Origin of the sequence: Streptomyces sp. CC208A (assembly GCF_030010625.1) — a bacterium.
Taxonomy (GTDB): domain Bacteria; phylum Actinomycetota; class Actinomycetes; order Streptomycetales; family Streptomycetaceae; genus Streptomyces.
Genome location: NZ_JASCXN010000089.1, coordinates 1 through 1,911 on the forward strand (window position 1 = coordinate 1; position 1,911 = coordinate 1,911).

The 1,911-nt window shown below is 62.6% G+C and carries 1 protein-coding gene; it reads right to left on the reverse strand.

Features of this window, described 5'->3' with window-relative positions; all coding sequences use genetic code 11:
- Positions 1-135: 135 nt before the first annotated feature.
- Positions 136-1,911: DUF6571 family protein (locus QK442_RS36060; RefSeq protein ID WP_282698365.1), on the reverse strand; the 1,776-nt coding region annotated here is incomplete at its 5' end.

Genomic DNA, 1,911 nt, shown 5'->3' on the forward strand with positions numbered 1-1,911 from the left:
CACTGCCGCAAGGCGGTAACTCTGGGCTGCGACTCTTCTTCCCCGCCCCCACAAGCAGCGAGGAGGCAGAGGGCCAGCCCTGTGGAAACGGACGTGCACACTCTTCTCATGGCGCCCCTCCCGGGCCTTGACGGGTCAGCCGGTCTCTGGACCATTACCCGTCTGATTCGCATGGTCGTTGCCCTTCGCATAGCCGCCGTCCACGGACTCGATCATGTCCTGCTTAAAGTCACTGCTCACCTTGGAACTGTGCTGCGCGAGAAAGTGCTCCATCGGCGCCTCGGCGCTGTACCGGCCTGCCGTGTACAGGGCCTTCTTGTCCTCGTGGATCTGATCCTCGGTCTTGTCCTTGTGATCCTCGACGGACTTGTCGGACCAGTCGCCGATGACCTGGCTGGCCAACTGCTCCATGGCGCCGGAGCCTGTATCAACCGCGAGCGGTACGAGGATGGCGGCGGCACCCACCGTAGCGGCGGTGGCAGGTAGAAAGGCGACGCCGGCCGCGATGGCTGCCGTGGTACCGAACTCCACCCAACCGGCCTTCGCCGCCTGGGCCTTCTCATACTCCTCGTGCTTCTTCATGCCTTCCGCCTCGACCTGATCGGCGCGGGCCTCGTCGAGTACACCCTGCAGCGTGGCTCCCGTGTACACAGCGGCACGAGCACGACCCTCGTCGATCGTCCCGTTGGGGCCGACCTGCGCTTCCAGCACGCTGGTGGTGTGAAGGCGTTCTGCCGTGGAGACCGTGGCATAGGCATCCGGGTGCTGCCCCAGAGTGGTAAGGAAGTCGATCGCCTCTTCCCGCCCAAACTCGGGGTGAGCCTCCTGCATCCGTGTCGGTGCGTAGACACTTCCCGAATCGTTCTTGGCAAGAGCCCAGTTGAGGTCGTCGATATAGCCAGCGCCCATATTACCGAGACTGTCGGCCATCGTGGACTGGTACTTCTTTAGGAGTTCCGGGTCACTGCCGTACTTCTTGACAACCTGATTCATGATCTCGGCCGTGGTCTCGTCACGGTCAAGACTCGGACTCGGATCGTCCCACGCATGGCCGAGGGTTGCCGCCTCCAATGCATGACCCAATGCATCGGGCATGTAGTCCGCCGGCCTCTTGGCATCATCGGGATGATGCCCCTCGGTGTCAGGGAAGAACTCGTACTTCTCGTTGGCGAAGTAGTCCAGATAACTGGTCTGGTTCCCCTCCGCCTTCGGGTCCAGGTCCACCGTCCCGCCGACGCCGCCGCCCCTCTCATACGCCGTCGGCTCCTTGGAGAAGAACTCCTTCGCCGCCTCCGGGCTGTGGCCGAGCGCCTCCAGCATCGAGATCATGGGATCGAAGCCGGATCCGTTGACGCCAGAAGGGTTGTACTGATTCTTCAGCCAACCGGCGCTGACCATCTTGCTGTCGGCAAACAGATACGGGTCCTTGGCGTGCAGTTGCGTGACGTGCTCAGCGATGGGGACCAGGAACTTGGGGTCATAGTTCCCGTACCGCATGATGCCGCCGAGCAGCTGGTAGCCGAACGCCGGGTTGTTGTCGTACTTGGCGAGCGCGATGCGTTCCGTGCCCAGTTTCCGCATCTCGGCGGACCAGTTCTCGGTCCACTTGTCGCCACCCTGAGTCGCCGCGGCAAGGTTGAGGCCCAAGTTCTCCTGCAAAGCCTGGACATCTGCCAGGCGCTGCTCGTCCAGCTTCGAGTAGTCATACGTATCGGTGGAGAGTTGGCCGAAGAACTCCAGCGCACCTTTCGGGCCGAGACCGTCGTAGAAGGCACGGGAGAACTCCTTTGAGCCGCTGTTGTCCTTGAGCAGCTCGTTCAGCCGCTCCAGCTCCTCGTGGGAAAGGTTCCGTCCCTTCTTCGCCAAGTCGACGGCGCGCTGCGCCTCTTCGGCGTCCAGGCTGGCGTACTT